Annotated in this window: 11 protein-coding genes and 1 tRNA gene; 2 read left to right on the top strand and 10 right to left on the bottom strand. The window is 39.7% G+C overall.

From position 1 onward, the window contains the following. Positions 1 to 244 precede the first annotated feature (244 nt). The 5 genes from C0213_03625 to C0213_03605 all read right to left on the bottom strand — a co-directional run bounded on the left by C0213_03625 (position 245) and on the right by C0213_03605 (position 7,122). Positions 245 to 1,483 (bottom strand): hypothetical protein, encoded by a 1,239-nt coding sequence (locus tag C0213_03625; GenBank protein AUX12806.1) that lies wholly within the window; start codon positions 1,481 to 1,483, stop codon positions 245 to 247. A 251-nt stretch (positions 1,484 to 1,734) separates the two neighbouring features. Then, positions 1,735 to 3,552 carry an acyltransferase gene (locus C0213_03620; GenBank protein AUX11527.1) on the bottom strand — a complete coding sequence of 606 codons (1,818 nt, stop codon included), beginning with the start codon at positions 3,550 to 3,552 and terminating at the stop codon, positions 1,735 to 1,737. Next, entirely contained in the window at positions 3,524 to 3,922 is a 399-nt protein-coding gene (locus C0213_03615; GenBank protein AUX11526.1) for a hypothetical protein, read from the bottom strand. The genes C0213_03620 and C0213_03615 overlap by 29 nt, the downstream gene beginning before the upstream one ends. Positions 3,923 to 4,180: 258 nt before the next feature. Continuing rightward, positions 4,181 to 4,690, bottom strand: coding sequence for an acyl-CoA thioesterase (locus tag C0213_03610; GenBank protein AUX11525.1), 510 nt, complete (start codon positions 4,688 to 4,690; stop codon positions 4,181 to 4,183). 20 nt (positions 4,691 to 4,710) lie between these two features. Next, positions 4,711 to 7,122: a Xaa-Pro dipeptidyl-peptidase gene (locus tag C0213_03605; GenBank protein AUX11524.1), complete on the bottom strand. Its 2,412-nt coding sequence runs from the start codon at positions 7,120 to 7,122 to the stop codon at positions 4,711 to 4,713. A gap of 102 nt (positions 7,123 to 7,224) precedes the next feature. On the opposite strand from C0213_03605, the gene C0213_03600 reads away from it, so the two are divergent. Next, a tRNA-Arg gene (locus tag C0213_03600) sits at positions 7,225 to 7,298 on the top strand. 194 nt (positions 7,299 to 7,492) lie between these two features. Further along, positions 7,493 to 7,930, top strand: coding sequence for a universal stress protein (locus C0213_03595; protein AUX11523.1), 438 nt, complete (start codon positions 7,493 to 7,495; stop codon positions 7,928 to 7,930). 214 nt (positions 7,931 to 8,144) lie between these two features. On the opposite strand, the gene C0213_03590 is transcribed toward C0213_03595, so the two are convergent. The 5 genes from C0213_03590 to asnB all read right to left on the bottom strand — a co-directional run bounded on the left by C0213_03590 (position 8,145) and on the right by asnB (position 13,512). After that, positions 8,145 to 8,744 (bottom strand): hypothetical protein, encoded by a 600-nt coding sequence (locus C0213_03590; GenBank protein AUX11522.1) that lies wholly within the window; start codon positions 8,742 to 8,744, stop codon positions 8,145 to 8,147. Continuing rightward, positions 8,741 to 9,052 carry a PadR family transcriptional regulator gene (locus tag C0213_03585; GenBank protein ID AUX11521.1) on the bottom strand — a complete coding sequence of 104 codons (312 nt, stop codon included), beginning with the start codon at positions 9,050 to 9,052 and terminating at the stop codon, positions 8,741 to 8,743. The genes C0213_03590 and C0213_03585 overlap by 4 nt, the downstream gene beginning before the upstream one ends. Positions 9,053 to 9,311: 259 nt before the next feature. After that, positions 9,312 to 10,013, bottom strand: a complete 702-nt coding sequence (locus tag C0213_03580) for a BAX inhibitor (BI)-1/YccA family protein (protein ID AUX11520.1) — start codon at positions 10,011 to 10,013, stop codon at positions 9,312 to 9,314. Between the two features lie 96 nt (positions 10,014 to 10,109). Then, positions 10,110 to 11,444: a UDP-N-acetylmuramate--L-alanine ligase gene (locus C0213_03575; protein ID AUX11519.1), complete on the bottom strand. Its 1,335-nt coding sequence runs from the start codon at positions 11,442 to 11,444 to the stop codon at positions 10,110 to 10,112. Positions 11,445 to 11,607: 163 nt separating this feature from the next. Continuing rightward, positions 11,608 to 13,512 (bottom strand): asparagine synthase (glutamine-hydrolyzing), encoded by a 1,905-nt coding sequence (gene asnB / locus C0213_03570; protein AUX11518.1) that lies wholly within the window; start codon positions 13,510 to 13,512, stop codon positions 11,608 to 11,610. Positions 13,513 to 13,666: the final 154 nt, after the last annotated feature.

Here is a 13,666-nt window from a genome sequence, read left to right as displayed (position 1 = left end):
ACACTCCAAATGCTATAAAGACAACTAACTTTATACATAAGGAATATTTAAATGTTAAAAACAGAACTATTAATAATAAAAAAAAGAGTAGCCTAATGGCTACTCTTTTTTGGATTACGCTAATACGTTGTTTTGTAGAAAAATACGATTATTAGTGTTAGATAAAAAAAGAGTAACCACTAGGTTACTCTTTCTATCTATTCTTCTAATCATTTTAATTTGTCGCTTTCAGTCACAATCATAATTAACGGTGAATATACATGTAACTGCCACCATCTGAAAGGGTTGCAGTATTTGGGCCAGCTGCGTTAGCAAAACCCATGCCGCCTTGCGTAATTGTGACACTGTTGCCACTAACTGATTGGACGTACCCAACGTGACCGTAAGTCGGATCAGCAGTCCATTGACCACCTACTGATTGACCAGGTACAAAGACAATGATTGCGCCGGCTGAAGGTGTGTGATCGACACGGAAACCAGCTGCTGATGCAGAAGCACCCCATTGACCGCCGTTACCCCAGTTGTTACCAGCCCAAGGTGCAACTTGTTTAACATACCAAGTACATTGACCCCATGCATATGAGTTGCCAGCAACGTTACCATGTGAACTACCGTCACCTTCGCTCACATTACTGTCATCGTTAGATTTCTTTGATTCACTGTTATCACTTGCTTTGTTTTCTACTTTACTTGAAGTACTTGCTTTACTGTCGCTTGAAGTACTTGTTGCTTCTGATTTATCTGAAGTGTCCTTAGCGGCTTGGTCAGCTTTTGTTGCTTTTGTTGCTTTAGCCTGATCGTTAGCAACCTTTAAAGCAGCCGCAGCTTCATCATATTGTGTTTGTAGTGCTTCTAATGTTGCTTTGTTATCATTAATCTTTTGGTTTAATGCGTCTTGTTGTTGATCTGATTTAGCTTTCATGGCCTTCAAATCAGTTTGTTGTGTTTCAAGACTTGTCTTTTCAGCTTGTAAATTAGCTTTAGTTGTTTCTTGTTCTGTCATTAAATTTGAATATTCTGCTTTAGCTGCTTTGACATCTTCTAGCGCTGATTTGCTTGCTTGATTTAACTTGTTGACTGTGAATGATCTTGCAACAAGATCAGAAAAGTCTTTTGAGTTCAAGACGAAATCAAAGTAAACATTCCCACTAACCGTGTCGCCTGTTTGTTTTTGTAGAGCAACAAGTTGTGCCTTAAGAACCGTTGTTCTTTTTTGAACTTCAGCTTTTGCGCTTGTGATTTGTGTTTTTAAGGTTGCGATTTTTTGAGTCGCTTGATCAATATTTGTTTTAGTCGTTTCAATTTTCGTCGTATTATCAGTAATTTGTTGTTGTAATTTGATATTGTCAGCATTAGCTGCAGCAATATCCTTTAATAATTTGGCAGTTTCGCTTTTATTATTTGTAATGGCTTCTTGCGTTTCATCAACTGTGGCTGCTTTAACTGCGACTGTATTTAGTGCTGAAACGGCCACCATACTCATTACAATTGCGCTTGTGATTACTTTTTTGAAAGACATTTTTTATAATTACCCCGTGTTTTATTGATAGGTTATAGTATAGACCAATAATGTTACATTCATATTACAATCAAGTTACAACCATAAGTCTCCGTTATAAAAAATCTAGTCACACCAACTGTTAAGGGACGTAACAGTCGCCTCGTGTGTCAATTATAAAAAGAGCCCCAATCAATTAGCCCCTAAAGGCTAGCTGATTAGCGCTCTATTTTAAATTATGCTTTTACACTCTTTTTACCGGCCGTTTTAATGGCATCGTTAATACCCTTCGTATATAAAATGTTACCTTTTTCAATACCACCAAAATGGGTGCCATCAGTGCCTACAAAGACTTCTGGATGGCTAGCAGCGATTTTATTCCAGTCCGTAACCGTGATAAATGGATATTTAGCCGGTAGTGTCCGTTCATAAACCGCAATTTTGGTACTATCATAAGTCGCGTCTGCATGACCGTCATACGGGGTCATAAAAATCAGACGATGTCCTTTTTTCAAATCATGGACAATCTTGTCAATTTGTTCTTTAAAATCAGGAAAAGCATTTGTGCCGATACAGATTACAACGTATTCCCGCAACTGATTATTATTTTGTTGCTCCATCAATACGTCATACGCCTGATCCATTCGACGATTACCTTCAGCGTTAATGTCACTATTTTTAACATGTTCTAATAAATAACTCCGAGCACCTAACGTGACACTATCGCCGATAATGCTAATCCCTTGAGGCACATTGTAGTTAGCTTGGCTAACTGGTGCCGTTTGTTTAGGTTGGCTAACCTTAGCGTGAACCGCTTGAATTTGATCAGTATCTTGATAAAGATTGCCGACCCACAGGTGTTGTTCTAAAGAAGACATATGTGGTGCATCAATTGCATGGTTAGCTGTCACTACGCCTAAAATCACCATGACAAACAACAACGGGCCACCGATCGCCTTTTGGTAAGCAACTGGTTTGCCCATCAAAAGTGGTTCGATGTAATAATAAGACAGTGTTGAGAAAATAACCGAACCAATTAGAGCGGCCACTACTGCCTTGGTATTGTTGTTAAAGTAACTTAAAAAGATAATGTACAATGGCCAGTGGAAAAGATACATCGCATAACTAATATCTGCTAGGTAGGTAATGAAGCGTGGTTCAGCCACATTGGGCGCCTTATCATGTAATAAACGCGCAAAGATAATGAGCCCCCCTGTGATTAAGCTCCCTAGCAAGATCCCATAAGCATACGTACTGGCTTGATCAAACTTGAGACGCGTGCCTAAACCAAATAATAACAATGCACTGACTACAAATCCCATTAACGGGGTCCGCCAGGTCAAGCGACTCGTTAATTGATTAAAGCCCTTTGCTGATTGACCAACGCCACAAAAGCTCCCAATCATTGCACCGACAAAGAATGGATAGCCATGCGTTAAACTTGAGAAATAAATCGGTGAATATTCAGATAACCCTTTAATTTGCGTAAACATTGATAGAAAACTAACGGCAAATAGAATAAAGGAAACGCTGAAAATTGCCGTTCTAAAATGCTTCGCACTTTTGACAGTCCTTGAAACAAGATAGACCATTAAGCCCCAAATTAAATAAAAGTGCATTTCAACTGCTAATGACCATGTATGCACAAATAAGTGCGGAATAAAATTAGTTTCATAACTGCCACCCGTACTAATTTCATAAAAATTAGTTGTAAAACTCAAAGTAGCTGTAATTTGTTTCGTTAAATTCGTTCTTAAATCCGGATTCGCAATTAAAGATAGCGGCACTGCGATTAAAACCATTAATAATAATGGTGGAAAAATCCGGTTAAACCGGCGGCGATAAAACGCCCATAACTTCACTTGATCACGCCGGATAAATTCATCAATAAACAGCGCTGTAATGAGGTAACCTGAAAAGGTGAAAAAGACATCGACCCCGACAAAGCCACCGGCATATCTTGTTTTAAAGTAGTGATAGTATAAAACCATCCCAAGGCCAAAAATGCGAATTAAACTAAACCATCTAATTCTTGCTTTCTTGATACTTCCCATTAACGAGATCCCCCTTATAAGTCACATGGTTTTTCTTCAGTTCACCTTTACCATAAGGTGCGCCCGCTTTAAATTGGCCCTTGTACTGCCAACCTTCATGAGAAATAAATTGCCCCGTGCCGTCAAAACGACCATTTTTAAATTGGCCACTATAATAGTCACCATTTTTTAACATGAGCTTACCATCACCACTGAAGCGGCCCTTCTCAACAGCCCCCTGATACTGTAATCGATCACGATCTAAACTGATTGATTGCACCCCGCTATCGCGTGGTTCCAACGTAATCACCAAACACACAAAAACAATCAACAAAAGAATACTTAACATAATGTTGGCACCCTTTGAAAAGAAACTTTTCACCTGTTGCATTCCGTCATAATCCTCCCCCAAAATAATGTTACTCAATAGTAATGAATAACATTAATGATGTTATCCAAATCTCCATTACTACTAATGTGCCAACTAAATTAAGCCCTTAAAATTGTTAGCACCATAAGCATACCAACTTTATCATAATTTAGATGAGCTGCCAATCCAGTATTTTGAAAATTCATCTATCATTAACCATTCATTATTTTTGATGAAGACATTAAAAAAGCTAACCACTAAAGTGGCTAGCTTTCTCGGTTAGTAATCCCATGGATAATCAAGATTGATTTGTTGATTAAACGCTTGTTGATTTTTAAAATTAGCCAAACGTTGTGCTTTTCTTTGACTATAACCTGCACAGATGAATTGTTCCTCGGCCGTTACTGGTGTAATCGCAGGTAAATCGGGCGTCTTTTCAGTCGTAACAAAGGTTAAAAAGGCGGTCAAACCCAAGAAACGCTCCCCGGTTTGTAAATGTTCGCCAATAATTTTTGTAAAAACTTCAATTGAACGGTGGCCAACACCGACCACGTAGCTTTCAATACATAAGGAATCCTGTAATTTAAATGGCGCAATAAAATTTAATTGATCAATACTGGCCGTCACGGTTTCAACGCGCGCTAGCCGACTAGCTGCAATCGAAGCTGCCCCATCCAATAGTTCTAATAATCGGCCACCATAAACTGTTTCATGCTCATTCAAATCACTCGCAAAGACCCGATGATTACTAATTGATAAAGTTTGGCGACAAGTTACTGATTCTGTCATTCAAAACGCTCCATTCACAATTAATCCAAAGTAGGGATTACTAAGCGACTTGCACTTAGATCCACTTGGTATTGGTTTTGTTGTTCTTCACGCAATGTCATGCCCATATCCGTTGCATAGATTACCAAACCTAGCTGATGGCCCGCTGCTAGATGGTAATGCGTAGGTTGTAAATCTAGTTGAACCTCATAAAAAGTATCTGCGTTTACTGTCTCAGTTTGATAGCTATTGTGGCGATTTTGTAAATTGAGATGGCCCTTAGTAATCAATTGATAAGGACTAAGGGGCCCTAATTTAAATTCTTTCAAATCATCATAACGCCAGTGATAGCCTAATTGTTGCCCTTTAGCGGCTAAAACCGCTGGTGCTGTGCCTAAACGACTGAATAAGCCGTAATCGACCAACATCACGCTCAACAAACCACGATTGGCATTAACTGCGACTTTCGTTTTCAACTGTACCCGCCCATCAATCACTAATTGTTTCGATTGGGCTGGTGATAACATTAATAAGCGGTTTTGCGCAAAGTCAGATTGTGGTGCTAGTAATTGATCCTGCCAAATAGCCTCACTGAGATGCTGTTTTTTAAACAAAGCTACACCATCATCAACAAAATTAGCCACGGCCGTTGTCGATTTCTGATCCAAATCCAGATGTTCTTGATCGTTTAAGAAATACGTTTGCCGTGGATTTTTAGGGTTTAACCAATCATCTTGGGTATGCCAAGTTGCTTCTTGCGTATTATCTTGAATTGTCACGGTTGGTAAAACCTCTGGCGCATGGTTGTCAATGTCTAACAATTGATAACTCAACCATAAGTTCATCATATCGGTAAAGTCGATTGATTGGATATTATTCATATAAATATGTTGCCCTTGATGCAAGAAAATTTTCTTTTCGATTGGCAATTGCCGTAAATCATCCCATAGTGCCCCGGCATTTTGCAATTTAACGTTCCAATCATTTAAACCATGGACTAAAACGACATCACAATTGATTTTTTGAACATTGTCCCGGTAATTACGTGCCGCCCAAAAGGCGTTGTAATTCCCTGTGATCCGATCTTGGCCTTCTCGTAAAGCTGCTAACTGCTCTTCAAAAAGTGCGCCGGATTTAGCGTGATCTGCCGCATCCATCTGTCTAGTTTGACAGAGTTTTGCTAAAACATCTGCATCTTCACCTTGGCAATCAACCGGGGCCACTACCAAGCCGTTTTCACGGTAGTAATCATACCAACTGGAGATGGCGGCTTCGGCGATAACCGTCTTCAACCCCTCGACACCAGTTGTCGCAGCGGCAGTCGCCAAAGTGCCTAGATAAGACTTCCCAGTCATGGCGACTTTTTGATTGCACCACCAAGCCTTAATTTCAATCCGATCTGTTTTGTTAGTATAAGCCCGCCGATTACCCGCTAACCATTCAATAATCGCAGTGGTAGAGGCTGTTTCTTCTGGTGAACCACACGTCCGCATGCCATCTGAACCCCGGGTCCCGATACCACCGGCATAAACCGTTGCAAACCCCCGTGCTAAGAAATAATCATTTAACAGGTAGTTACTATCATCAGCGGCTTCTAATTCCGTTTCAGTTGTTTCTCCAAGTGGTTCTCTAGCGGCCGGTATAGCTTGTTGGCCCTCGGTCTTCAAATCCGTCAAGTGGGGTTGGATAGCCGCTTTAGGTTCAATTGGCACATCGACGTTATGCAAATCAGCATCAACATCGTTAGTCCCCTTATAATAAGGACTAGCCGTGTATAAAACAGGGACACGTAAGCCTTGTTCCGTTTCTTTAGGTCTAAAGATTGTCGTTTCAAGCAAGTCAAGGTGCCCGTCCAAATCGGTATCCAAACTGGATTCAACATAAACCACTTCACGAATAAAGTGTTGTGTATCAAACACGGGTTGGGTTTTACCATTAAAAATTAAGAACGCCGGTGCAGCTGCTTTTTGCCAGTGCGCAAAGAAGCCGCGATTAGCCAAGCAATCTAAATAAAGCATGCCGTTTTGACTACGGGTTGTTAATAAGAGGTAAACAGCTTCTAAAAAGAGTTGTTGGGTTAAGACTGGTTGATCAACATATGGTATGCCAACTTTTGCCATGAATCGCCGGGGATGATTAAATTGAAAATCAGTGGCCACCTTAAACCCTAGCAATTGCAATGCAATATTATAAAATGTTCGTTGATCAAATGAAGTTGAGATGCTTGCCAAATAATCCGCTAAATTTAAACTAGCCGTCGCTTGAATTTTTTGCATCTGTTCATGTTGAGCCGTTTTTGAATGGGCCTCTGGGAAGAACCGTGCGAATATTTGTTGTGCTAAAGTTTGAACTGATAGTGCTTCATAGCCTTCATCAAGGAGCTTAATCCGTTGTAAGGCCTTTATTTGTTCCGAATAAGTGGTGGTTAACCGTGCAAACTGATTTAATTTCATTTTTTTACCCCATTTCTACGAATTTCAATTGACATCAGATACTTCAATTGCTTATAATATAGCATGTTGCTTGATAATCTAAAAGCAATAACCAATCTTTTTGTCATAGTAGCTCAGCTGGATAGAGCAACGGTCTTCTAAACCGTAGGTCGCGAGTTCGAATCTCGCCTGTGACATTTTGGCGTCATCCGAGACAATCTTGATAGATGAGAACGTTGTTAAATCAACGTTCTCATCTATTTTTTTGTGCGTTAAAATATTCTTGCCACCCAAGAACCACACATATTTCTGTAAGCGTTTAAATTGTTTAAAGCGCGCCGGCCTAATATACTTATCTTAACAATAAGTTACCTAGAAAGGATGTTGTCTTATGTTAACGACTTATCAAAAAATCCTAGTCGGTGTCGATGGTTCCGAGCTTGCCAATAAAGCTTTTATGGAAGCTGTTGAAATTGCCAAGCGCAACGACGCTGAACTATTTGTCGCGCGAATTGTCCCGAATGATATTTTCGTTTCACCAGATGCAAGTATGTACGCCAAGGTGACCGCTTTAGAGAAAGATCGGGTAAAATCCCAACTAGCTGCTAACGTGCGTTACGCGCACAACCATGGCCTTGAAAAGGTAACCCCCATTTTAGAAGTCGCTTCTCCTAAAAAAGAAATTGCGATTCGCATCCCCGAAGAATTTGGAATTGACCTGATCGTCTTAGGTATTACCGGTAAAGGGGCTATCGAACGAATGATGGTTGGTTCTGTCGCCCAATATGTCAGCAGCCACGCTAAGGCTAACGTTTTGCTGGTCAAATAAGGATTTAAAAAGGCACGTCCTACAAAATTTTGTAGGGCGTGCCTTTTTTGCAATCTTAAAAATTAAACGTTCTAAACCAATCATGACTGCCTTGTTCTTGAAAAAGACCACCATCAAAGCCACTTAGCGTATAGCTCACACCCATGATTAAAAGGCCGATGACGATCATCACTAAACTAATCTTAAACCAATTCATTCTAATTTTTGTGAGCATTTAAGCCACCACCTTTGATTGTCTTTGACTTTTTCGAATCAACCACCGTGTTAAGCCGATTGAAAACTGCACAATATATTTTGAAAAATACCAGGTTATCCCACCGATTAGGATGCCAACACCCACCATCACAAAACTTATGCCCAGTTGCATCAAGCCAACTACGGCGCCCTCGCTTAAAGCGACAAAGCAGGAGAAGATTAAACTAACGCCACCGCCCACAATGCCAGCGATTGCTAGTGTCCCACCGATCAAAGGCCCAATCCATAGCAATAAATAACCCACCGCGAGTAAAACAATTGCGGTTAATAACAAACTACCCCAAAGTGGCGAGCCCAACACCAACAATACGACTAACATTATTAATACTAACGGTGACATTTTTTGCCGTTGAACCTGTGTTGGTTGAAACTGATCCGCCAATTGAGCGGCGATTTGATTGGGGGTCTCTAAACTAGCTATCACGGCGCCTTCAGTTTCCCCGCCTTCAATGTGGTCATCAATCAATTCATCGTAATAATCAATCGTGTTGGCAGCATCGCTCACGCCATAGCGCGTTAAAGCGGCCGCTAAATCTTTGATAAACTCATTTTTAGTCATGATGCTTCTCCTTTAATATACTCATAGATTGTCGTTACTTGTGTCCATTCCTTTAAAAACTGGTCAATCGCAGCTGTGCCAATAGGTGTTAGGTGGAAATATTTCCGTAACCGTCCATTATGCGCCACTTGGTAACTTTCAATCTGTGCTTGTTTTTCGAGCCGTTTTAAGATGGGATACAAAGTTGAATCAGAGATTTCAATGACGCTTGAAGTATCTTTAATAATCTGATAGCCATAGGAATCGGCTTTTTTAAGCGTTGCTAAAACACAAAATTCTAACAACCCCTTCTTTAATTGCGCGTTCATGTCATCATCCTTTCAAAATATAATACTATACTTTGCATAGTATTATGTCAAACATAATTAGCCATAAAAAAAGGATCTGGGACAAAAGTAAATTTTGTCTCAGACCCCTTCTTGATAACCGAATGTTGCTAGTATAAACGTGCTTTTGTCAGTAACTTTCTGCGTTTTGCTAAACTTGTCAAATTGGTGATTTCATCACCGATTCGCCCAGTTCTGCAAATACTCAAAAGCTAACCACTGACAACACATTCTTTTTAAATTAGTCTCGATTACCGAAACCAAAGATTTGGATCATAGTAATAAATAAGTTAACGAAATCTAGATAAAGTGTTAAAGCACCCATCACGGCTAATCCTGAGATTGAAACTTCCCCAGTTGAACCGTATTGACGATATAACAAGCTTAGTTTTTGGTTATCCCAGGCTGTTAAAATGATGAAAACAATTAACATTGCATAAGATAAGAAGTACTCGATAGCAGCTGAGCCCATGAAAGCATTAACGAGGGATACAATAATAATCCCAATTAAGCCCATCATGGCAAACTTCCCAAAACCACTTAAGTTGTTCTTCGTCATCCGGCCGTAAGCCGACATCGCAACAAAGACTAATGCACTGGAAATAAATGCGGCACCAATCTGACCGATGTTATACGCTAATAAGATGACCGTAAACGTTAAGCCGTTTAACAGCGCGTAAGCAATAAACATCATCATTGAAGCTGACGGATTCTTGGTTGCCTTGCGACTGATCTGAACGACCAAAATCATTTCGACAATCATTAATCCCCAGACCATCCAAGTACTGCTACTGCTTAAAATGGCTACGGTTTGACTTGCAAAAACTGTGACTAGTAAAACAGCAACGAGTGCTGATATACCAACCCCTAAAGCCATTAATCCGTATACTTTACTAAAAAATCGTGATTCGCTATCGACATTGACCACGCGTCTTCCATCCATGAATAATCACCTCTTAATATTTCTAACGAGGTATAATCCTCGGTTAGCAATATTGTAACAAAAAATGACTAAAACACAATCATCTTGCCTGAATCTTTAGTTATCCTTAGGACTTAAGTTACTTAATAATTCTTCGTAAGCATATTCGTATTTTTGAACATCGCCGGCCCCCATGAAGACGACTACTGGTTGTTCAAAGTCTAATAATGGTGACATGTTATCCAATGTAAGGACCCGGCCACCCTTAGTGATTTTAGCACCTAAATCAGCGCTTGAAACCTTACCTGATTTTTCACGAACAGAACTGAAGATATCTGTTAAGAAAACTTCATCCGCAAGGTTTAAACTAGCGGCAAAGTCGTCCATTAACGCAATTGTCCGGGTAAATGTATGCGGTTGGAAAACTGCTACGATTTGGCGATCTGGATATTTTTGACGGGCTGCATCTAAAGTCGCTTTAATTTCTGATGGATGATGCGCATAGTCATCAATAATCGTAACGTCTGCAACTTTCTTTTCAGTAAAGCGGCGTTTAACCCCCTTGAAGTCAGCCAATTCACGTGCAACTTCACGGCCATCAATTTTTTCGAGGTAACTAACGGCAATCACAGCTAAACTATTAAGTACGTTGTGTTCGCCGTATAATGGCACGTGGTAATGCCCGATATTTTCATCGTGATAATAAGCATCAAATTCTGACCCTTCAACGGTCCGTTGAATATTGCGTGCTTGGAAATCATCGTCTGACTTAGTACCGTAGTAATAAATTGGGGCATTTGCTTTTAGTTTTCTTAATTCTGGATCATCACCCCAGGCAAAAATCCCTTTTTGCACCTTATAGGCTTCTGATTGGAAAGCATCGAAAACATCTTCAATGCCCGTATAATAATCGGGATGATCAAAGTCGATGTTGGTCATGATTAAGTAATCTGGTGAGTAAGCTAAGAAATGACGGCGATATTCATCCGCTTCAAAAGCGAAGAATTGTGCATCTTTGATGCCCTTACCGGTTCCATCCCCCACTAAGAAACTTGTTTTAGCAACGCCACTTAAAACGTGTGCTAATAAACCACTGGTACTTGTTTTACCATGCGCACCAGCAACACCGATACTGGTATAATTTTTCAAGAGTTCACCCAAGAATTGGTGATAACGCACAACTGGCAAGCCCATTTCCAGCGCGGTCTTAATTTCAATTTGATCATCTTGGAAAGCATTACCAGCAATTACCGTCAAGCCTTCGTGAAGATTATCGGCTGAGAAAGGTAAAATTTTAATACCTGCCTTCTCCAAATCCCGTTGTGTAAAGGTATATTGGTCGATATCTGACCCTTGTACTTGATAACCTAAATCGTTTAATACGAGCGCTAAAGCACTCATGCCTGATCCTTTAATACCCACAAAGTGGTAAACCGTTTCACTTGTTATCATTTTAAATGTCCTCTTTTCAGAAAGTCACTAAGTATATTTAAATCAAATCTCTTTAAGTTTACCATATCGGGCGTTTGAGCTAAATAATGAATCCTTAAAAATCAACATTTCCTCAAAAAAAGCGGCCCGGGCAAAAATAACTTTTGCCCGGGCCGCTCTGTATTTAACCTAATACTAAATAATCTTCAATATTCATGAAATAAACTTTATACCACGTTAGGAACGTGAAAATTGTCCAAATCTTACGACGGCCATTAATCCGCTGTTCCTTATTAGCGTCAAGTAAAGCTAGTAATTGACCTTGATCAAAGAATTCACTGACGAAATCTTCGCTAAAGAGCGCTTTGACTTGTTCATAATACTTATCAGTTTCTAACCATTGCTTGATGGGTACTGGGAAACCTAACTTAGGTCTGTTGGCCCAAGCAGCTGGTAAATGCTTAGCAGAAGCTTGACGGTAAGCATACTTAGTATCCTTACTGTTAATCAAGTATTCAGTTGGCACTTGCCCAGCAGTTTTAGCAACTTTCGGATCTAAAAATGGTACCCGAAGTTCCAAGCTGTGCGCCATTGATAATTTATCAGCTTTTTGCAAAATATCATTTAACATAAAGTGATGCATATCAATGTATTGCATTTGTGAAACGGGATCAGCATCTTTAACCCGATCAAAGTCCGCTTGATAATTTTCTTGAATCGTTGCGTCATTTTGATAAGCAGGTTTCAAGTATTGATTGGCTTCATCGGAACCAAAAATACTTGGATTTTCGATATCATAAATTACTGATTGACCGGCATAAAATTCCTTAGGGTTAGCCAAGTTCGTATATAAATGAACCCGACCAGGGAAGGCTGGCATCTTTTTGACTGTCTTCGCCAATTTAGCACGAGCACCCTTTGGTAATTTCTTCAAACTAGATGTGAAAGCCTTGATTGTTGTGTTGTGTGAATGCATTCCGTAGTTAACGTAGCCGGCAAACAATTCATCAGCACCTTCACCTGAAAGCGCAACGGTCACTTTTTCACGGGCAAAACGTGATAAGAACCATAATGGCACACATGATGGGTTCCCGTCTGGTTCGTCCAAGTAATATTGGATTTTATCAAATTCAGCAAACGCATCGTCCGCTTTAACTTTAGTTTCATTGAAGTTAAAGCCCAGTTCGTCTGCCAAAGCACGAGCAGCTGTTACTTCATTATAAGTTTGGTCGTCAAAACCAACACTGAAGACTTCTTGTGGTTGCAAGATACTTGTCACGTAACTACTGTCGACCCCTTCTGAAAGAAAGGCACCCACTGGTACGTCAGCAACGTTATGCATCTTGATTGATTCTTCGACAGAAGCATCAATTTTCTTAACTTCTTCTTCAAAAGATAAGTTAGAAGGATCAAATTGCATATCCCAGTACTTCTCAATATCTAATTGGCCATCCTGGTAAGTGAAGTAATGACCGGCCGGGAATCTGAAGACCCCTTCAAAGAAAGTCTCTTGTAAATCATTGTATTGGTTCATCATGAATGATTTAAGTGCCTGCTTGTTTAATGTCCGCTTAAATTCTGGATGCCGCATGAATGTTTTAATTTCACTACTAAACATAAAGGTGCCATCATCAAGCGTTGTGTAATAAAGGGGCTTGATCCCGAAGAAATCACGGGCGCCAAATAAGGTCTTCGTTTGTAAATCGTAAATCACGAACACAAACATCCCACGAATCTTCTTCAAAACATCTTTGCCCCATTGTTCATAGGCATGCAAAATTGTTTCAGTATCTGAATCCGTCTTAAATTCGTGACCTAATGGTTCCAATTCCTTACGAATTTCACGGTAGTTGTACACTTCACCATTAAAGAAAATCAATTTAGTATGATCTTCATTATAAATGGGTTGATCACCTTTGGTTAAATCAATAATTGATAACCGTCGGAAACCAAGTGCCACTTTATCATCGATGAAATCCCCCGCACCACTTGGGCCACGATGTTTAATGACATCCATTTGTTGGTTCAATACTTCTTTTTTCTTTGGTAAATCAAACAATCCACCAGCAAATCCGACAATCCCACACATACGGTTAACTCCTCTTTAATAGTCTGATATTAATCTCTTCATTAGACTTTTAATCATTTATTATCAAAAAATTTAAAAACTAAATAACAATTAATTAGGCTTCATTAACTAATTAATTGCTATTTACTATCATACTATTTTATTTTTAATAAGC

The organism is Latilactobacillus sakei, assembly GCA_002953655.1.
Lineage (GTDB): Bacteria > Bacillota > Bacilli > Lactobacillales > Lactobacillaceae > Latilactobacillus > Latilactobacillus sakei_A.
This window is presented reverse-complemented; position numbering and strand designations above follow the sequence as displayed.